15 protein-coding genes and 1 pseudogene are annotated in these 19,547 nt (G+C 64.7%); 8 read left to right on the top strand and 8 right to left on the bottom strand.

Annotated elements, in window-relative coordinates; genetic code table 11:
- The first annotated feature begins 531 nt into the window (after positions 1–531).
- The 6 genes from ppc to HDG37_RS07130 all read left to right on the top strand — a co-directional run bounded on the left by ppc (position 532) and on the right by HDG37_RS07130 (position 9,264).
- Positions 532–3,777: a phosphoenolpyruvate carboxylase gene (gene ppc / locus HDG37_RS07155; protein WP_184045648.1), complete on the top strand. Its 3,246-nt coding sequence runs from the start codon at positions 532–534 to the stop codon at positions 3,775–3,777.
- Positions 3,778–3,942: 165 nt separating this feature from the next.
- Positions 3,943–4,755: a helix-turn-helix transcriptional regulator gene (locus HDG37_RS07150; protein WP_184045646.1), complete on the top strand. Its 813-nt coding sequence runs from the start codon at positions 3,943–3,945 to the stop codon at positions 4,753–4,755.
- 140 nt (positions 4,756–4,895) lie between these two features.
- Positions 4,896–6,302 carry an argininosuccinate lyase gene (gene argH / locus HDG37_RS07145; RefSeq protein WP_184045644.1) on the top strand — a complete coding sequence of 469 codons (1,407 nt, stop codon included), beginning with the start codon at positions 4,896–4,898 and terminating at the stop codon, positions 6,300–6,302.
- A 362-nt stretch (positions 6,303–6,664) separates the two neighbouring features.
- Positions 6,665–7,198, top strand: coding sequence for a TonB C-terminal domain-containing protein (locus HDG37_RS07140; protein WP_184045642.1), 534 nt, complete (start codon positions 6,665–6,667; stop codon positions 7,196–7,198).
- A 358-nt stretch (positions 7,199–7,556) separates the two neighbouring features.
- On the top strand, positions 7,557–8,864 hold the full coding sequence (locus tag HDG37_RS07135; protein WP_184045640.1) for an MFS transporter: 1,308 nt from the start codon (positions 7,557–7,559) through the stop codon (positions 8,862–8,864).
- A gap of 220 nt (positions 8,865–9,084) precedes the next feature.
- Positions 9,085–9,264: a hypothetical protein gene (locus HDG37_RS07130; RefSeq protein WP_018419748.1), complete on the top strand. Its 180-nt coding sequence runs from the start codon at positions 9,085–9,087 to the stop codon at positions 9,262–9,264.
- A gap of 34 nt (positions 9,265–9,298) precedes the next feature.
- On the opposite strand, the gene HDG37_RS39100 is transcribed toward HDG37_RS07130, so the two are convergent.
- A complete protein-coding gene (locus HDG37_RS39100) occupies positions 9,299–9,433 on the bottom strand; it encodes a hypothetical protein (RefSeq protein ID WP_260321106.1) in 135 nt (44 codons plus the stop codon).
- Positions 9,434–9,954: 521 nt separating this feature from the next.
- Positions 9,955–10,959: a lipopolysaccharide heptosyltransferase I gene (waaC, locus tag HDG37_RS07125; RefSeq protein WP_184045638.1), complete on the bottom strand. Its 1,005-nt coding sequence runs from the start codon at positions 10,957–10,959 to the stop codon at positions 9,955–9,957.
- A gap of 219 nt (positions 10,960–11,178) precedes the next feature.
- Here waaC and HDG37_RS07120 point away from each other — a divergent pair, with 219 nt between their 5' ends.
- Entirely contained in the window at positions 11,179–12,615 is a 1,437-nt protein-coding gene (locus HDG37_RS07120) for a chloride channel protein (RefSeq protein WP_260332787.1), read from the top strand.
- A gap of 72 nt (positions 12,616–12,687) precedes the next feature.
- On the opposite strand, the gene minE is transcribed toward HDG37_RS07120, so the two are convergent.
- The 5 genes from minE to map all read right to left on the bottom strand — a co-directional run bounded on the left by minE (position 12,688) and on the right by map (position 16,348).
- Positions 12,688–12,942, bottom strand: a complete 255-nt coding sequence (gene minE / locus HDG37_RS07115) for a cell division topological specificity factor MinE (protein WP_008922443.1) — start codon at positions 12,940–12,942, stop codon at positions 12,688–12,690.
- Between the two features lie 14 nt (positions 12,943–12,956).
- A complete protein-coding gene (gene minD, locus HDG37_RS07110) occupies positions 12,957–13,772 on the bottom strand; it encodes a septum site-determining protein MinD (RefSeq protein ID WP_184045636.1) in 816 nt (271 codons plus the stop codon).
- 106 nt (positions 13,773–13,878) lie between these two features.
- Positions 13,879–14,727 carry a septum site-determining protein MinC gene (gene minC, locus HDG37_RS07105; protein WP_184045634.1) on the bottom strand — a complete coding sequence of 283 codons (849 nt, stop codon included), beginning with the start codon at positions 14,725–14,727 and terminating at the stop codon, positions 13,879–13,881.
- 210 nt (positions 14,728–14,937) lie between these two features.
- Complete coding sequence (locus HDG37_RS07100) at positions 14,938–15,471, bottom strand: GNAT family N-acetyltransferase (protein WP_184045632.1); 534 nt, start codon at positions 15,469–15,471, stop codon at positions 14,938–14,940.
- 91 nt (positions 15,472–15,562) lie between these two features.
- The gene (gene map / locus HDG37_RS07095; RefSeq protein ID WP_184045630.1) at positions 15,563–16,348 is read right to left on the bottom strand and encodes a type I methionyl aminopeptidase; all 786 of its coding nucleotides are present in this window, start codon (positions 16,346–16,348) and stop codon (positions 15,563–15,565) included.
- 485 nt (positions 16,349–16,833) lie between these two features.
- On the opposite strand from map, the pseudogene HDG37_RS07090 reads away from it, so the two are divergent.
- A pseudogene (locus HDG37_RS07090) lies at positions 16,834–17,493 on the top strand (methyl-accepting chemotaxis protein); the annotation flags it as partial.
- A gap of 134 nt (positions 17,494–17,627) precedes the next feature.
- Here the strand turns inward: HDG37_RS07090 and HDG37_RS07085 are convergent.
- Entirely contained in the window at positions 17,628–19,019 is a 1,392-nt protein-coding gene (locus HDG37_RS07085; RefSeq protein WP_184045626.1) for a hypothetical protein, read from the bottom strand.
- Between the last annotated feature and the right edge of the window lie 528 nt (positions 19,020–19,547).

The following is a 19,547-nucleotide window of genomic DNA, read 5'->3' as shown; positions in this document are numbered from 1 at the left end:
GATGTCGGGATGGAATAACAATCAATGTTAGCACGCGCCCTCGTTCGCGCCCTTTGGTTCCAAGGCACGGCGAAGCGCCGTGCGCAAGCGGCATCGACGGAGGAGACGGGCTTCGCGCCATGCGCGAAGGCGCCCATTGCGCGTTGTCTCGTACGGTCGTTCGCGCACTGCGCGGCGGCATGCGGGATGATGCAATGCGGCGAACATGCTGAGGCAATGCCTGCCGCGTGTTCGGTCCCAGCGCGGGCTGGCAGCCCGTGGCTCCTTTCTCCCTCGTCGGCGTCGCGATTCGGCAGCGCTCGTGTCGTTCCGCGTACGCGGTGCGGCACGCGCGGGCCCCGCTTCCAGTGGGTCGAGCAATCGCCGTGTACAGTCGCCGTTTCAAGTCTCCGTTGCAGTTGCACTAGCAGTCCGTCTTGTAGTCCGTTGCGTAGTCCCTGTTGCACGCAGTTCACGTTGCACTTGCTGGTTGCAGTTGCGCAGTCGCAGTTCATCAATCAACAGACCCTGGCTTCCCCGAGGAAACTCATCGTGACGTCTTCCGGATCGGCGCGCCCCGCCCGCCGCAACACTGCCTCGCCCCCCGCTCGCCCGGCCGACGCCGCGGCGCCTGACGCCCTGTCGGACGTTGCCGCGCACGCCATATCGTCGAGCGTCGGTCAACATGGCGACACGCGCGCCGACCAGCGCGCCAGCCGCCGCGCCCTCGCCGCTCGCGCCACCAAAGCCCCGAAGGCCGCGCAGACCTCGATGCCCGTCAAGCAGGACAAGGCGCAAAAGGCGTCGAAAGCCGGCAAGGCCAGCAAGGCTGAACAGGCCGCCACGTCGGCCACCGCGCGCAAGCCGGCCAAGACCAAGGCCAAGGTCGATGGCGACGCAACACTCCCGCGCGCCGCGAAACCGTCGAAACCGAAGGACCTGCCGCCAGCTGAGTCCGCCGCCGCGACCACCGCGAAGAGCGGCGGCCGCACGCGCGAGGACAAGGACCACCCGCTGTTCCAGGACATCCGCTATCTCGGGCGTCTGCTCGGCGACGTGCTGCGCGAGCAGGAAGGCGAGGCGGTGTTCGACATCGTCGAGACGATCCGGCAGACGGCAGTGCGTTTCCGTCGCGAGGACGACAGCGCCGCCGCGCAGACGCTCGACAAGAAGCTGCGCACGCTGACGCCCGAGCAGACCGTCAGCGTCGTGCGCGCGTTCAGCTACTTTTCGCATCTCGCGAACATCGCCGAGGACCGTCACCGCAACCGCCGTCACCGAATTCACGCGCTCGCGGGCTCGGCCTCGCAGCCGGGCACGATCGCCCATGCGCTCGAGCGGCTCGCCGCGGCTGGTGCCGCCGCGACACCGGTGCTGCAGCGGTTTTTCGACGACGCGCTGATCATGCCGGTGCTGACCGCGCACCCGACCGAAGTGCAGCGCAAGAGCATTCTCGACGCGCAGCACGACATCGCGCGGCTGCTCGCCGAGCGCGACCAGCCGCTGACGAACCGCGAGCGCGCGCACAACGAAGCGATGCTGCGCGCGCGCGTCACGTCGCTGTGGCAAACGCGCATGCTGCGCGACTCGCGTCTGACGGTCGCCGACGAAATCGAAAACGCGTTGTCGTACTACCGCAGCACCTTCCTCGAAGAACTGCCGGCGCTGTACGCCGACATCGAGGAGGCGCTGAAGGAGCATGGCCTCGAAGCGCGCCTGCCGCCGTTCTTCCAGATGGGCAGCTGGATCGGCGGCGATCGCGACGGCAATCCGAACGTCACCGCCGAAACGCTCGAAAATGCGATCACGCGTCAGGCCGCGGTGATCTTCGAGCACTACCTGGAGCAGGTGCACAAGCTCGGCGAGGAGCTATCGATGTCGAATGTGCTCGTCGGCGCGAGCGATGCGCTGAATGAGCTCGCGGCCATCTCGCCCGACCATTCGCCGCATCGCACCGACGAGCCGTATCGTCGCGCGCTGATCGGCATCTACACGCGGCTCGCGGCAAGCGCGCGCGTGCGCCTCGGCGAAGGCAGCGTGCCGCTGCGCAGCGCCGGCCGCGGCGTCGCGCCGGTCCGCGCGATCCCCTACGACGACGCCGCCGACTTCGTGCGCGACCTCCACGTGTTGATGGATTCGCTCGCCGAGCATCACGGCGCGCCGCTCGCCGCGCCGCGTCTCGCGCCGCTCGCGCGCGCGGCCGAAGTGTTCGGCTTCCATCTCGCGAGCATCGATCTGCGGCAAAGCTCCGACATCCACGAAGCGGTGATCGCCGAACTGCTCAAGCGCGCCGGTGTCGAGGACGATTACGCGGCGTTGCCGGAAGCCGACAAGCTGACCGTGCTGCTCGCCGAGCTCGCGCAGCCGCGCGCGCTGCGCGTGCCCTCCGCCGACTACTCCGAGCTCGTGAAAAGCGAACTCGCGGTGCTCGAGGAAGCGCGCATCACGCGCGAGAAGTTCGGCGCGCGCGCGGTGCGCAACTACATCATTTCGCACACGGAGACCGTTACCGATCTGGTCGAGGTGATGCTGCTGCAGAAGGAAACCGGCCTGTTGCGCGGACGCCTCGGCCACGAGCGCGACCCCGCGCGCGCCGGCCTGATGGTGATCCCGCTGTTCGAGACGATCCCCGACCTGCGCAACGCGCCGCACATCATGCGCGATCTGATCGCGCTGCCGGGCATTAGCGCGCTGATCGAACATCAGGGCAACGAGCAGGAAGTGATGCTCGGCTACTCGGACAGCAACAAGGACGGCGGCTTCCTGACGTCGAACTGGGAGCTGTATCGCGCGGAGCTTGCGCTCGTGTCGCTGTTCAATGAACGCGGCGTGACGCTTCGTCTGTTCCATGGGCGCGGCGGCACCGTCGGGCGCGGCGGCGGCCCGACCTACCAGGCGATCCTGTCGCAGCCGCCGGGCACCGTCGACGGTCAGATCCGTTTGACCGAGCAGGGCGAAGTGATCGCGAGCAAGTTCGCGAATCCGGAAATCGGCCGGCGCAATCTGGAAACCGTCGTGGCCGCGACGCTCGAAGCGTCGCTGCTGCCGCACGACCACACGTTGGCCGAGCTGCCGGTGTACGAGGAAACGATGCAGCAGCTGTCCGATACGGCGATGGCCGCGTATCGCGCGCTCGTCTACGAAACGCCGGGCTTCAAGGAGTATTTCTTCGAGTCCACACCGATCGCGGAGATCGCCGAGCTGAACATCGGCAGCCGCCCCGCGTCGCGCAAGCTGCAGGATCCGAAGCAACGCAAGATCGAGGATCTGCGCGCGATTCCGTGGGGCTTCTCGTGGGGTCAATGCCGGCTGCTGCTGACCGGCTGGTACGGCTTCGGCAGCGCAGTCGCCGAGCACCTCGGCAGCGCGCCGTCCGCCGCCGAACGCGCGCGCCGTCTCGCGTTGCTGCAGAAGATGCACAAGAGCTGGCCGTTCTTTTCGAACCTGATGTCGAACATGGACATGGTCATCGCGAAGACCGACCTCGCGGTCGCGTCGCGTTATGCCGCGCTCGTGACCGACAAGAAGCTGCGCAAGCATGTGTTCGAGCGCATCGTCGCCGAGTGGGAGCGCACGTCGAAGGTGTTGTCGGAGATCACCGGCAAGAGCGACCGGCTCGCCGAGAATCCGCTGCTCGCGCGCTCGATCAAGAATCGCTTCCCGTACCTCGATCCGCTCAATCACCTGCAGGTCGAACTGCTCAAACGCTATCGCGCGGGCGACACGAATGCGCGCGTGCGGCGCGGCATTCATTTGAGCATCAACGGAATCGCGGCGGGGTTGCGCAATACCGGTTGAGGTTGCCGCATTGGCGGACAAAAAGCCGGGTGTGGCCGACGCAGGCCACACCCGGCTTTTCTCATTGCGCGAATCCAGCCGCTACAATAGAGCCCGCCATGTACCAGTACAAGTTCGGCAATTATTCTGGTATCTCTATTACCCCCTCCACGCGCAGCCGATAGCATGACGACGCCGTCTTCCGCCGCTCACCCGCCGCCGCTCGACGCCACCCCGGCCCGCGCGCTCGGCGACTTCATCCGCGCCCATCGCGAGCGGCTGTCGCCGCAGGCGGTCGGGCTGCCGCCGGGGCCGCGTCGCCGCACCCCCGGTCTGCGGCGCGAGGAAGTCGCGCAGCTGTGCGGCGTGAGCCCGACCTGGTACACGTGGATCGAGCAGGGCCGGCCAGTGTCCGCTTCCGCCGATGCGCTCGCGCGCATCGCGGTCGCGTTGCAGCTATCGCGCGCCGAGCGCGCGTATCTGTTCGAGCTGGCCGCGCAACGCGATCCAGCCGAGCCCGACCCCGCCGCCGCCGATGCGCCCGCCACGCTGCTGCAAACCGTGCAGCTCATCGACACGCCCGCCTACGTGCTCGACCGGCAGTGGAATGCGCTTGCGTGGAACGAGCGCGCGGCCGATCTGTTCGTCGGCTGGCTCGACGGCGCGCACGACCGCAACCTGCTGCGCTACACGTTCACCGAGCCGGCCGCGCGCGCGTTGATCGTCGATTGGGAAACGCGCGCGCGGCGGCTCGCCGCCGAATTCCGCGCCGACTCGATCCGCCATCTGAACGATGCGCCCACCCGTGGGCTGATCGATTCGCTGTCGGCCGCGAGCGACGAGTTCGCACGCTACTGGGCCTCCCAGGACGTCGGCGGGCGCGAAGGCGGCAGGCGCGAGTTCAACCATCCGCGCGACGGGCGCATCGTTTGTGACCAGATCACGTTCAAGCCCGCGCATCGCGAGGATCTGAAGCTCGTGGTGCTGGTGCGCGAATAGGCCCGCGATGGGCGGCAGCGCTTTGGCCGCCCTCACCCGGTGTTAAAATCTTCGTCTTTCTTCGCTGCGGCGGCGCTTTTGCACGATTCGCGCACTCGCGTTGCCAGCCTCTTCACCGCTCGTTTTTACCGCCCAACACCATGACGTCCCAACTGCACAAAAAAGGCGAAGCCTGGTCGGCTCGCTTCTCAGAGCCGATGTCGGAACTCGTCAAACGCTACACGTCGTCGGTTTTCTTCGACAAGCGTCTGGCGTTCGTCGACATCGAGGGGTCGCTCGCGCACGCGTCGATGCTCGCCGCGCAGAAGATCATTTCCGCCGACGACCTCACCGCGATCCAGCGCGGCATGGCGCAGATCAAAGGTGAAATCGAGCGCGGCGAGTTCGAATGGCAACTCGATCTCGAAGACGTGCACCTGAACATCGAAGCGCGCCTGACCGCGCTGATCGGCGACGCCGGCAAGCGCCTGCACACCGGCCGCTCACGCAACGACCAGGTTGCGACCGACATCCGCCTGTGGCTGCGCGGCGAGATCGACCGCATCGGCGAGCTGCTCACCGAACTGCGCGTGGCGCTGCTCGAGATCGCGGAGAAGAACACCGCGACCATCATGCCGGGCTTCACGCACCTGCAGGTCGCGCAGCCCGTCACGTTCGGCCACCATCTGCTCGCGTACGTCGAAATGTTCTCGCGCGACGCCGAGCGCATGATCGACTGCCGCAAGCGCGTGAACCGTCTGCCGCTCGGCGCGGCCGCGCTCGCCGGCACCAGCTATCCGATCGACCGTCACGCCGTGGCGAAGACCCTCGGCTTCGACGGCATCTGTGCGAACTCGCTCGACGCAGTCTCCGACCGCGACTTCGCGATCGAATTCACGGCCGCCTCCGCGCTCGTCATGACGCACGTGTCGCGCTTCTCCGAAGAACTGGTGCTGTGGATGAGCCCGCGCGTCGGCTTCATCGATCTGGCCGACCGTTTCTGCACCGGCTCGTCGATCATGCCGCAGAAGAAGAACCCGGACGTGCCCGAACTCGCGCGCGGCAAGACCGGCCGCGTGAACGGCCATCTGATGGCGCTGCTCACGCTGATGAAGGGCCAACCGCTCGCGTACAACAAGGACAACCAGGAAGACAAGGAGCCGCTGTTCGACACCGTCGATACGGTCGCCGACACGCTGCGCATCTTCGCCGAAATGGTCGCCGGCATCACGGTCAAGCCGCAGGCGATGCGCGACGCCGCGCTGCAAGGCTTCTCGACCGCGACGGACCTCGCCGACTATCTCGTCAAGCGCGGCCTGCCGTTCCGCGACGCGCACGAAGCAGTCGCGCTCGCGGTGCGCGTGTGCGCCGATCGCGGCTGCGATCTCGCGGACCTGACGCTCGACGAAATGCGCGGCGAACTGCCGAACGTCGCGCATCTGATCGGCGACGACGTGTTCTCGTATCTGACGCTCGAGGGCTCGGTGGCGAGCCGCAATCATCCGGGCGGCACCGCGCCCGAGCAGGTGCTGGCCGCGGTGAAAGCGGCGCGTGCGACGTTGAGGTAATCGAAGCCTGGGCAGCGCCGTGAACCTAAGCTTGCGGCGTGGCTGGTTGAACCGGGATCGAAAAGGCGGACCCGTTTGGCGGGTTCGCCTTTTTTATTGCCGCGTGTGAATGGCGAATCGAAGGAAAAAGAAAGCCCGCCAGAAGCGGGCTGAAAAGACTTCCACCGATGCCTCAGCAAGAGGCCATCAGAGTGTAGGCGGGTTTCGCTCGCCGACCAATGCGCGCACATTTCCGGCCATTACAGCGGAAAGCAAAGCACCTCAGCGGGGCACGCACGATGACATCCGGCGGGCGAACGCCAATTGAATCCCGGCGCTTTTTGACTACCATTCAATCAGGTTCTCCTCGCGGTTCGTCGACGATGCTCTCTCGCACTTCTCCCCCTCCTGTTTCTCACCGTGTGGCTCTGCGCTCCTTCACGGCCGCTCGCATGCATCGGCTATCTCTCGCCGCGCTCGGTGTTGTCGCCGTGGCCGGTTGCACGATCACACCGCTGACGCCGCGCGAAACCGTCAGCACACCGGTGGCCGCGATCAACAGCGCGACGCTCGATCAATATCGCGACGCCGTCGCACGGCAGATCGTCGAGCGCAATCCGTCGTATGTGCTCCAGGGCAGGCCTCAGCCGATGCTGCGCTCGCTGGTGGTGGTGTCGTTCACGGTCGATCGTTATGGACACATCGTCGAGTCGTCGGTGTATCGCACGAACGGCGACGACGAAGCCGAAAGCACCGCGCTCGCGACGCTGCGCCGCTCGGCGCCGCTGCCGCTACCGCCCGGCAAGTTGCTGAACGGCCGCGGCCAGCTCGAGCTGTTCGAAGACTGGCTGTTCAACGACAACGGCAAATTCCAGCTGCGCGAGCTCGCCTCGCCGCAAGCGGAAACGTACGACTGAGCGCGGTTGGCGCGTGCGCTGACACGCATCCGCGCACGGGTCGGCCATGCGCGAGCTACTCGAGTCATCGCGCATAACTCATAAAGCCCCCCTCGTTGCCGCACAAACTTACTCCGCCATTGCTGCGCGACGAGCGCGCTCGCTATAATTTTCCGATTCCCCGCGCCGGAGCCTTCCGGCTTGGCTCACGCCGTCCGCATACCCGCCGGCGCGGCGCATGAGCCGACTGCAGTGCCGCGCCGCCACCCCGCGTGCGGCGCCCAAACCTATACCTCAACGAGGATGCCGCCGTTGCGCGCCGCCTGTCTGCGAAGCACGGCTCAGCGCGCCGCGGCCTCACGACAATTGGAGACCCTGCATGTCCACTTCGCCGATTTCCGCCGCTCAGCCCGCAAGCGGGCAAAACAATACCGCACGGATCATCTTCGCGAGCTTCATCGGCACCGCGATCGAGTTCTACGATTTCTATGTCTACGCGACCGCCGCGGCGCTCGTGATCGGACCGGTATTCTTCCCGCATGGCTCGGCCACCGCGCAGGCGCTGTCGGCGTTCGTCACGTTTGGCATCGCGTTCGTCGCGCGACCGATCGGCTCGTTCCTGTTCGGCCACTTCGGCGACCGCATCGGCCGCAAATCGACTCTGGTTGCGTCGCTGCTCGTGATGGGCCTGTCGACCACGCTGATCGGCTTCGTGCCGGGCTACGACGCGATCGGCAGCCTCGCGCCGATCCTGCTGTGCGTGCTGCGTTTCGGCCAGGGTATCGGCCTCGGCGGCGAATGGGGCGGCGCCGCGCTGCTCGCCACCGAAAACGCGCCGGCCGGCAAACGCGGCTGGTTCGGCATGTTCCCGCAGCTCGGGCCCTCGATCGGCTTTCTCGCGTCCAACGGCCTGTTCTTCGCGCTCGCAATGTCGCTCTCCGACGAGCAGTTCCGCAGCTGGGGCTGGCGCGTGCCGTTCATCGTCAGCTCGGTGCTCGTCGCGCTCGGGCTGTACGTGCGGCTGAAGATTGCCGAAACGCCCGCGTTCCAGGTAGCGATCGAGCGCAAGGAGCGCGTGCGCGTGCCGATCGCGACGCTGTTCTCGCAGCACTGGCGGCCGACCGTGCTCGGCGCGCTCGCGATGGTGGTCTGCTACACGCTGTTCTACAACGCGACGACGTTCTCGCTGTCGTACGGCGTCGGGTCGCTGCATATTCCGCGGCAGACGTTCCTCGGCCTGCTGTGCATCGCGGTCGTGTTCATGGCAATCGCGACGCCGCTGTCGGCCCGTGCGAGCGATCGCTTCGGGCGTAAGCCGGTGCTGATCGCCGGCATCATCGCGGCGATCCTGTCGGGCTTCACGATGGCGCCGCTGCTCGGCAGCGGCGAGCCGTTGCTCGTGCTGCTGTTTCTCGTGATCCAGCTGTTCCTGATGGGCGTGACCTTCGCGCCGATGGGCGCGCTGCTGCCGGAGCTGTTTCCGACCAACGTGCGCTATACGGGCGCCGGCGTCGCGTACAACCTCGGCGGGATTCTCGGCGCGTCGGTCGCACCGTATATCGCGCAGGTGCTCGCCGCGCACGGCGGCTTGGCGTGGGTCGGCGCGTACGTGTCGGTCGCCGCGGCCGTGAGCCTTGTCGGCGTGCTGTGCATGCGCGAGACGCGTGATGAGAGTTTGATGAAATGATGCAACGCGCATCGACGGAACAACGCTTTCGTCGATGCGCGTTTGCCGAGGTTCGATCGATGCTGCACCCGCGCAGTTTTTACGCGTCTGCGGCAGCATGCAGAGAGCATTATTTGCTCGCTGTTTGCGCGGCCCGGCCCGGGTAAAACCCCCGCCTTGCGCGTCCTTTTGACTTGCCTATACTCTCTGACATAACCCTATAAAAAACGGGGAGATCCGCATGAACGTCCATCTTCACAATGCCGATATCGTGACGATCATCGCGCTGGCCTTGCTCGGCTCGCTGCTGCTCGCGCTGCGCTTCCGTCCGACGACATGGAAATCCATCGTCGTCGAGGCGCTGGCCGCGAACGCCGCGGCCATTGCCGCGGTGGTCGCGTTCGAAATGCTGGTCGCCTGAGGCTGGTGCTCCGGGCCTGAGCACGGCGCGCGGCTTAGCGGTAGTAGTAGCCGTGATGGTAGTAGCCACCGCCGCCGTAGTAATAGCCCGGCGCCGGCGCGATAACGCAGCCGCCGAGTGCCGATGCGAGCAGCGTGCCGGCCACGAGAGTCAGGATCAAGCGTTTCATGTTGTTCTCCATCGAGTCAGATTGATTCGAGCGCAAACCCCGAATGACCCGATTGGACACGATGCGCGCCGCAGCGAACGTTGCCATTTGTAAGGGAACATCACCGAGCTGTTACAGGACCGGCGCACTGGATCGGCGCGTTCGATCGACCGCCCCGCTGCCGCCAGATCGCGCCACCATGGCGGGAAACACCGCCTATACTCCGGTTGAGCGCACTGTCGCGATAGAAACCTTGCTGGCCGCGCCAGCGTCGCCGCAATCGAGCGGTTCGACGCGCGCCGTGCGAGCCTCGACGCACCGCGGCGTATCAGCTTGCCGCCCTGGCGTCCGCGCATCGGACGCTTCGGCGTCCAACGAAAAGCGACAGTTTTAACAGACGTGTAATCGATTCCTCTCCGCCCGCTGTTCCCCGACACGGGCGTTCTTTGAGGCGCGACGATGCTGTCCCCGCCAGCAAGGGTGGACTACACGTCGCGCCTCTTTTCTTTTGCGCAAACGATTGCGCGAGCGCGCGGACGAACTCAGGCGGCGGCTGATCCTTGCTGCATCGCGAGCACCGGCTCTGCCGCGTACACGTAGTCGATCGCTTCGAGCGCCGCGCTGATGGGCGGCACCGAGTGGCCGTCGCCGATCGAGGTCGAGCGATACGGCGCCTCGACGCCGCAATGCGATGGCGACGTCGCGACGAAGATCATCACGGTGCGCTTCTGCAGCGCATGCGCGAGGTGCACGAAACCCGTATCGGTACCAACCACGAGCGCGCACGCGCCGATCATCTGCGCAACTTCGGTCACACTCAATGGCGGCAGCACGGTCGCGCCGGGCACCTGCGCGGCGATCTGCCCGGCTTCGGCAAGCTCACCGTCCGAACCCCACGGCAGCACCACACGAAAACCGCGCTCGCTCAACTCGCGTCCAAGCGCCGCCCAGTGCGTGAGCGGCCATTTCTTGTCGGCTTTCGAGGTGGCGTGAAAGAGCGCCGCGACAGGCGCGTCTTGCGTCGCGAACGGCTGCGGGACGGTTTCGGGTAGCTGCAGATCGTAGATGGGCGGCCCTTCCACTTCGTAGCCGAGCGCCTCGCTGGCGCTGATGCGCATGCCGTGCCACGCGCTGCCTTGCGGACGTGGGCCGAAACGCCCGGTGTAGGCGAACGCGGCGCCACGCTCGCCCAGATCCACGGATTGATAGCCGATGCGCCGCGACGAGCGCGCGAGGAAGGCGATGATCGCGCTCTTGTAGACGCCGTGAATGTCGATGATGTAGTCGTAGCGATGCGCGCGCAGCTCGGCGATGGATGCCCAGATCGCCTTCAGATCACTCCAGCGACGCGCCTTCTTGAAGCGGCGCAGCGGCGCGCACAGCACGCGATCGACGCCCTGGCTCCAATGCACGACTTGCGCGAATGCTTCGTCCGCCGCCCAATCCACCTGAACGCCAGGAAATGCGCGTTTGATGTCGGCGACGACTGGCAACGCCTGCACGATATCGCCTAGTGACGTGACCTTGACGATAAGTATTCGCTTCATTGAGGGTCTGTTCGTTATTCGAAGTTGAAACTATTCTAGCTGACGTTTTTACCGATCCCGCCAAACGGCCGTTGCGCACGGTCCGATTCTCAATACGGCACGTTACAGCAAAAAAATATCCGCCTGATGATTCACTTCACTTCATTATTTCAAACATCTTTCACGTATTCTGGCCGGTCCCGCACGCTTTATACTTGGCCCTTTGCACGAATCTAATTCATGTCCCGGCCCTTCCCTTCCCGTTCGCCCGCTGTCATGCGTCGCGCAAAACGCCTGTGGCGGCAATACGGCATCTTCTGGCTCGGTGCAATCGCCGTCGGCCTGGTCGCGGTGCTGTACGCGCGTCTGATCGACTGGGGCTATGACGCGTTTCTCGATGTCCGGCAGCGGTATGTGTGGGCGCCGCTCGTGATCACGCCCGCGGTTGCCGCACTCGCGGTCTGGCTCACGCGCAAGTTCTTTCGCGGCTCCGAGGGCAGCGGCATCCCGCAGGTGATCGCAACGCTGCACACGAAACAGCGCGGATACGGCACGCGGCTGCTGTCGCTGCGAATTCTGCTCGGCAAAATCGGCGTGTCGTTTCTCGCGATTCTCGGCGGCTTTACGATCGGCCGTGAAGGACCGACCGTGCAGGTCGGCGCCGCGCTGATGTTCAATCTGCGCCGGTTCTATCCGCGCTCGAATGCGCAGATCGAACGGCAGCTCGCGTTGGCGGGCGCGGCAGCGGGTTTGTCGGCGGCGTTCAATACACCGCTCGCGGGCGTCGTATTCGCAATCGAGGAATTGACGCGCAGCTTCGAGGCGCGCACGAGTGGCGTGCTGATCACGGCGATCATCATTGCGGGTGTCGTGGCACTGGGCCTGAACGGCAACTACACGTATTTCGGCACGATCCAGATCGGCGCGCATTTCCCTGATCTGCTCGCCGTCGCGGTGGTGCTCACCGCGATCGTCACGGGAATCGCAGGCGGTATCTTCTGCTGGCTGCTGCTCAATACCGCGCGCTGGATTCCGGAGCCGCTGCGTCAGTTGCACGGCGAGCGGCCGGTTGTGTTCGCCGCGCTGTGCGGCTTCGCGATCGCGGTGGTCGGCGTGATCTCGGGCGGCACGACGTTCGGCAGCGGCTATACGGAAGCGCGCGGCCTGCTCGAGGGACACGAGCAGTTGTCGGTGTTCTATCCGTTCCTGAAGATGATCGCGATGGTCGGCTCATACCTGCCGGGCATTCCGGGCGGCATCTTCGCGCCGTCGCTGTCGATCGGCGCGGGCTTCGGCAATCTGCTGCACATGGTGTTCGATTCGATGCAATTGCCGATGCTGATCGCGCTCGCGATGGTCGGCTATCTGGCCGCGGTCACGCAGTCGCCGATCACTTCGTTCGTGATCGTGATGGAGATGATCGACGGCCACGCGCTCGTGATTTCGCTGATGGCCACCGCGTTGATCGCGAGCCGAGTGTCCCGCCTGTTCGCGCCGCCGCTCTATGAGTCGCTCGCCGAGCGCTACGTGGCGCCGCTGCCGCAGCCCACGCCTGCGCCAGTGCCGGAAGTGCCCGAGGTCGAGGTGCCGGAAGCGGAAAGCGAAAACGGCGAGCCGAGCGCCGACGATGCCGCAGACGACATCACGACGGATACCGCCGACTCGCCGCGTCAGTAGATGCGCGAGGACGACGCGACGCCATGCGACGTCCTGCACATGATGCGAGACGGACCGCGGTCCATCCGAAGCTCAGGCCTGGGGTATTTCGATCTTGACTTCGAGCACTTCGAGATCGTCCTGACGCTCGAGACTCACGCGTATGTCGTCGTCGGAAATCTTCACGTACTTCGAGATCACGGCCACCAGTTCGCGTTGCAACGCAGGCAGATAATCGGCGGGCGCATGGCCGCCGGCGCGCTCGTGCGCGATGATCAACTGCAGGCGTTCCTTCGCTACCGACGCGGACTTCTTTTTCTCGCCCAGCAAAAACGAAAGAATCGACATGACGTGCGCTCCCCTTACTTGGTGCCGAAGAGGCGCTGCAGCAGCCCGGGCTTCTGGTAATCGACAAAGCGAAGCGATTTCTGCTCGCCGAGGAAACGCGACACGACGTCCTTATAGGCTTCGGCCACATCAGTGCCGTCCAGATGCACGGCCGGCAGACCCTGGTTCGACGCGTGCAGCACCGCTTCCGATTCCGGAATCACGCCGATCAGATCGATGCGCAGAATTTCCTGGATGTCGGTGAGCGACAGCATTTCGCCTTCGCTGACGCGCTTCGGGTTGTAGCGGGTGATCAGCAGGTGCTCCTTGATCGGCTCCTTGCTTTCGATCGCGCGCTTGGTCTTCGACGACAGGATGCCGAGAATGCGATCGGAGTCGCGCACCGACGACACTTCCGGGTTCGTCACGATCAGCGCTTCGTCGGCGAAGTGCATCGCAAGCAGCGCGCCCGACTCGATACCGGCCGGCGAATCGCAGACGATGTATTCGAAGTCCATCTTGATCAGATCGTTGATGACCTTCTCGACGCCTTCCATCGTCAGCGCGTCTTTATCGCGCGTCTGCGAGGCCGGCAGGATGAACAGGTTCTCGCATTTCTTGTCTTTGATCAGCGCCTGGTTCAGATTCGCTTCGCCCTGGATCACGTTGATCAGGTCGTACACGACGCGGCGCTCGCAGCCCATGATGAGATCGAGGTTGCGCAGGCCGACGTCGAAGTCGATCACGGCGGTCTTGCTGCCGCGCAACGCGAGGGCCGACGCAAAGCTCGCGCTCGTGGTCGTCTTGCCCACGCCACCCTTGCCCGAAGTCACCACAATGATTTTTGCCATTACCCTTACCTTGTGTTCGTCAAATGCGTCAATTGGTGCGCGGCCCGCCTCGCCGTGAAACGCCGCGTGCCGCAATCGCTCGGGGCGGCGCGCGTTTCGCGGCGCTTTACGTGAGCCGCAGCGGTTCGATCATCAGTTTTTCTTCTTCGAGCCAGATCTGCACCGGCTTGCCGAGCACGTCGGCCGGCAGCGGGTTCTCGGTCGTTCGATAGATGCCCGCGATCGAAATCAGTTCCGGTTCGAGACACGTGCAGAAGATGCGCGCGTCGTGATTGCCCTGCACGCCGGCCAATGCCCGGCCGCGCAGCGGCGCGTAAATGTGGATGTTGCCTTCCGCGATCACCTCGGCGCCGTAGCTGACCAGACCGAGCACGACCAGATCGCCTTTTGCGTAAATACGCTGACCCGAGCGCAACGGCTTGTCGACCACCATCGTTTGCGGCGACGTGGCAAGACGCACCGGCTCGGCGGCGGGCGTGGGCTCGACGGCGGCGGCAGCGGCCGTGCCCGTGGCCGCGCTGGCGGTTGCGGATGCAGAGCTGGCGGACGCGCTCGTGCCCGCGCTTGCCTCGGTGCCTGCCGCCGCGTTTGCCGCGCTCGCCGTGCTGTCCTCATCGGCCTGCTTCGCCGGCGCGCCGCGGCGATCGCGCGCTTCGAGCAACGGCAATCCCGACTCCGTCGCCCACTGTTGCTCCGCATTCGCGACCACGCCGACCGGACGCATGCGCACGCTGTCGAGCAGTTGCGCGATGTCGGCGAGCGGCACGCGTTCGTTGCCGGCGAGACGCCGCACGTCGATCGCGACGACGTCGTTAGCGAAGAATTCAGGGGTCGCCTCGAAGCGTCGCGTCAGCTCGGCACGCATCGCATCGAGGTCGGTCGTTTTGACCACGAACATCAGCGTGTCGACAGAGCCGCTGCGCAGTTCGAAAAAGGGCGATTTCTTGGGCGACATAGCGTTCGGCGAAAAATTTTGCGTATTTTACAGGCGTACAAGCGCGCGGCCACTATTTTTCCCGGGAGAATCGGTGCTCGCGCGCGCGAGCGCAACGCGTGTCGTCGATGCGATCGACGCGCGACGGTGCGAAAGAAACGCTGGCGGAAAAAAGACCGTGATGAAGGGACGGCGAAGACGAGCGGCGCGCGCGACGCGCCGCTTGGGCGATCACTGCTGTAACACCTGCGAAGTAGTCGGCACGTGCCGCACCAGCAGACTTTCGACCTGCTCGGGTGCGCGCTCGATGCGCCGGTGCTCGCCGGTCGGGCCAAAGCCGAGCGCTTCATAAAAGCGCATCGCGTTGCGGTTCGCGTCGGCGACCCACGCGTAGATTTCCGTGGCGCCCGCATTCGCGAGCCAGCTGCTCGCGGTATCGACGAGCAGCTCGCCGCCGCGCAGATGGCGCACGGCCGGCGCCACCCACAACTCGCAGACGAACGCGCGACGCGCCGCGGTGTCGTCGAAATGCGCCTCGATCAGCCCAGCCGGATGACCCTCGGTATAGAGCAGGAATGCACCGACGGACTGCGAAACCGCGTGATTCGCCGCGGTCGCGTCGAAACTGGCGGCATCGGCCGACAACGCGTCCTCGAGCGTCGCGCCGAAGGCGTACGGCGCCTCCCGCAGCGAGGCCGTGCGGAGTTCGCGAAAAACGGCGCCCTGATCAGCAGTGATGCGGCGAACGGTCAATGACGGACTCATGCAGACGAAACCCCTGGAAACCCTAACGCGTAGCTTTAACCGAACCGGCCGGCGAGTCAAATTTATTATTGACCAGAATATGCGGTCCCGCTCACGGCGCGTCGTAGTCGCCCGTGCCGTCCGGCCACGGCGTCAGCAGTTCATAGCCGTCGTCGGTCACGGCGACCATGTGCTCCCACTGCGCCGACAGCGAGCGGTCCTTCGTGATCACGGTCCAGCCGTCGCGCTGTACCGACGTGCCGGCGCGGCCCGCGTTGATCATCGGCTCGATCGTGAAGACCATGCCCGGCTTCAGGCGCACCCCCTGCCCCGGCTGCCCATAGTGCAGCACCTGCGGGTCCTCATGATAGACCTTGCCGATGCCGTGCCCGCAGTAGTCGCGCACGATCGAGAAGCCCTCGCGCTGCGCGACCTTCTGGATCGCGTGGCCGACGTCGCCGAGCGTCGCGCCCGGCTTCACCTCGCGGATGCCGGCCACCATCGCCTCGTAGGTCGTGTCGATTAGCGCACGCGCGACCGTGCTCGACTGGCCGACGCAGTACATGCGGCTCGTGTCGCCGAAATAGCCGTCCTTGATGATCGCGACGTCTATGTTGATGATGTCGCCGTCCTTCAGGATCTCGTTGCGATTCGGGATGCCGTGACACACGACATGATTGACCGACGTGCAGACGGTCTTCGGAAAGCCCAGATAGCCGACATTGGCCGGAATCGCTTTCTGCGTGTGGACGATGTAGTCGTTGCACAGCGCGTCGAGGTCGTCGGTGGAGACGCCTGCCTTGACGTGCTCGCCGATCATTGCCAGCACATCGGCCGCGAGGCGGCCCGCAATGCGCAGCTTCGCGATATCGTCGGGAGTCTTGTAGGTAATGGCCATGAATTCAGTCGATGTGAGTCGCGGGTCAAGCGCGGGATGACCCGCCGCGCCCGAAAGCCCGGCGGCCCGCAACCGCCACTCGATTGGGCGATTTCGGGCAATTGTACAGAGGATCGCGGATGGACCCCGCGCAAATCGGCTGAAGCGGTGCGCGGGAGGGGGCGGTGGCGCTATTGGAGCTATGCCGTGGCGCGCGCCCGAATCATAATGACGGGCTTCTGCTCGGCCAGCTTGCGGGCCTGCTCGTTCAGATGGACTGGCGGCAAAGGGACTCGAACGATCATCGAGCGGGACATCGTGATCGTTCAGTTTGCCGAACTAAAATTCGGGCGTCCCGTCATGCCGCCCGCTGCGTTCCGCCCTTCGCCATATCGTACGGATCACGCTGATTGCGGGCGTACTGCTTCGGCGCCATTGCCGACCAGCGCCGGAACGCGCGAATGAATGCCTTCTCCGACGCAGCGGTGCACTATGCGTCGGTCGTCGCGCTCGGCGAGACGGCCTCCGCGATGGAGCAGCTGACCGCGACCGTGCAGCTCAATGCGAGCAATGCCGAACAGGCGAGCGAACTCGCGCGCGACGCGTCGAGCCTCGCCGCGCATGGCCGCGACGCGGTCGGCAGCATGATCGAAACGATGCGCGCGATCCACACGGGCTCGGCGCAGATGACGGGCATCATCAGCGCGATCGAGAGCATCATCGCATTTCAAACCAACATCCTCGCGCTCAACACAGCGGTCGAAGCCGCGCGTGCCGGCGACGAGGGTCGCGGCTTCGCGGTCGTCGCCGGCGAGGTGCGCAGCCTCGCGCAACGCGCGGCCGCAGCCGCGCGCGAGATTGGCGCGCTGATCGCCGATTCGGCGTCAAGCGTCGAACGCGGCGCGGGACTCGTCGAAGACGCGGGCGGCACGATGCGGCAGATCGAAGCGGCGATCGCGCGCGTGACCAGCATCGTCGGTGACATTGCGCAGGCGTCGCGTGAGCAGAGCGATGGGATTCAGCAGGTGGGCATCGCGATCACGCAGATGGCCGAGGTCACGCAGCAGCATGCGGCGCTCGTCGAGGAAAGCGCGGCGGCCGCCGCGTCGCTCGCGGAACAGGCGCGGGCGTTGAGGGAGATGATGGAAGGGTTTCGGGTGGGATGAGACGCCCGTCCCCCGGCCTCGATACGCTGAAGGCAAGGGTTGGGCGCCGCAGTCAGGCCCGGCGACGTGCTGCCCTTGACACCGGGCAGCATCGACCACAGACGCGCAGGCCTGCTTACGTCGATATCCGCGGCTTAGTTGTCGGGATGGGCCGCCGTGAAGCTTTGGAACGCAGTGTACGACGGATTCAACGGCGAGCCGTTCATCACGATGCCGAAGCTCTGGTCGCCGCTGTCGAGCACGTAATACATGACGGCCTGGATATTGTGCGTCTTGCGGTTCTGATAGAACTCGCCGAGCTTCGTCGTGATGTAGTTTCCACGATAGGACTCATTTTGCTCCGGTCCGGTGTTCCACTCGGTGATGATGAACGGCACGCCATACCGGGCCTTGCAATAGATCGGCAGATCGAAACCAGGTTGGGCGCCGTCCGCACCGAGGGAGAACACATCGCCATACACCTCGTAGTTGTGCCACGTGGTGATGTCCCAGCGCACGGTCGGGTGACCGCCGCTGCCATCTGGCTGATTACCGTCCCACAGCGCGTCCGCCGCGCCGACATCGTTCACGCAGAAATTGATGCCGCACTTCGCGTTCGACTGAACCGCTTTCACGCCGTCGATCATCCCGCGCATCACGCCGCGCATCACCGGCCAGTTCGCGTTGTTGAAGTCCGCTGCCTTCGTGCCCGCAGCGTTGAAGTCGAGCACGGTGGCGTTCGTGCGCGTCAACTCGTTGCCGCATTCATAAATGGTCACGCCATACGGTTTCAGTGCGTTCGCGACCGACTGCGCTACCGCGTAACCCTGGCTGTAAGCTGCATTCTCGCCAGCCAGCAGGTTGCCGTTGGAGTCGTAGACGCCCTGGTCGATCAGCACGACCAACGTCATGCCCGCCGCCTGGAAAGCCTGTGCGAGCCCGATCGCCGCGTTCAGCTGGGTCGCATTGTTGGTGACGCCGACGCGATAGCTCGTGCAGCCCATGCCCTTCAGGATCGAGACGATCTGCTGGGGCGTGTACGTGTAGTCGAAGTGGCCGTTCATGCCATAGAACATGCCGGCCTGCGGCGTGATCGCGATGCGCGGATCGTTGCAATGCAGCCAGAGGTTGGGGACGTCCGCATTGACGTAGAACTCGCCACCCGTCCCGCAATGCCAGATCTTGCCGCCGTAGAACAGCACGAGCGACACGTTGTACGTATCGCCGACCGTCGCGCCCATGCGGTAGATGACGCCGTTGGAGAGCGTCCACGTCGCGCCGAACTGGTCGATGATGTATGGCGCGGAAGGCAGTGAGGTGCCATCGGGCGACAAGTTCGAGACACTCGACTTCGCGACCGGCGACGTATTGCCCGTAGTGCTCGAGGCAGCTGACGCACCCGAAGCTGCCGCGGCACCGGAAGCACCGGTCGCAGCGGCTGCCTTGCCAGTCGCGTTCGATGACCCACTGCCACCACCACACGCGGCCAAAAGATAACTTGCGCTCAGGGCCGTCAAGCCCCCAATGAATTGACGTCGTTTTATCATCGCGGAGTAATTCCAAATGTCGGGAAAATTCCCGATAAAAAGACCAAAAGGTGGATTCGCTGTGATTCGACGGACAATGAATAAGGATTCGATGCAAATGAATTTGCAGGCCTTAAAGACTATTGTCCCGAAGTGCTTTGAACGCACGTCTTGTTGTGCGATTGAACCGAGGCGCGCGACGGTGCTCCTCGCGGTGGTTCAGATTGACAGGGCTGGGTGCGCGTTGATTCGCAAACGTTTGCGGTGCAAACGTTTTACTGATTAATTGCCGAAGCTTTCATTTTCAGGAAAATTCTTCCTGTAAAAGCTTCTGACGGCGTAAATCGTACCCTGAACGAATGACCGAGCCCAACCAAAAATCGTATTTATTTGTAAAAAAGGGCAGATCTTGCGGAGATCTGTGGGGTCGGCGAAGATTCGCACTTTCAGAAGTCGATCGGGGGGCGGGTCGCCCGCAAATTTTCTGACTTCGACCCCTTATAGCGTGCAATAGCCACGCCCGAATATGTTCGGTATATTAATTAGGGG

The organism is Paraburkholderia sp. MM5384-R2 (genome assembly GCF_014201025.1).
Taxonomy (GTDB): domain Bacteria; phylum Pseudomonadota; class Gammaproteobacteria; order Burkholderiales; family Burkholderiaceae; genus Paraburkholderia; species Paraburkholderia tuberum.
The sequence above is the reverse complement of the archived record's forward strand: the minus strand, read 5'-3'. Positions and strand labels throughout refer to the sequence as shown.